Here is a 546-nt window from a genome sequence, read left to right on the forward strand (position 1 = left end):
TTTTATTTAGTTCATCAAGCTCAACCAAACGTGCATGAATAGCTTGCATAAGTGGTTTGCGCTGTTCTTCAGTCCATGAACGTGTGTATCTGACTAATGCATTAGCTTCAGCAGGTATGGATGCTTTTCTCGCACGATCGACGAGGTCATTTAAATCATTTTGGTATTGTTCATCATCTTTAGACTCGTTGTTTTCAATAGCCACATCACTTACCAGACTATCTTCAACAACATGAATAGGGCCTTGTTCAACAATAGTAATTTTGGATGAGTTGATATCTTCAACTGTGGTAATTTTAGATGTGTTGATGTCTTCAACTATTTCTTGCTCAACAGTCGGTTCTGAAGCCTCAATTTTTTTACGATTTACTTTTTTTGACTTGGAAACAGGTTTCATAAATTCTTGAAAATCTACGACCTTTAAAATCAAATCATTATTAATACCCAATAAACTATGAATGGCTTTTGCTTGTTTCTGAGCATTCTCAAAGTCACGTTGAACTGAGCCGTTTTTAACAGCTGACACAAGTTCATCATATTCAGGAA

General features: G+C 35.7%; 1 pseudogene. It reads right to left on the reverse strand.

The features are described from left to right. Nucleotides 1-526 (reverse strand): annotated as a pseudogene (locus B9T31_RS17640) (hypothetical protein); the annotation flags it as partial. Nucleotides 527-546 lie beyond the last annotated feature (20 nt).

It is taken from the genome of Acinetobacter sp. ANC 4558, from assembly GCF_002135375.1.
GTDB lineage: Bacteria > Pseudomonadota > Gammaproteobacteria > Pseudomonadales > Moraxellaceae > Acinetobacter.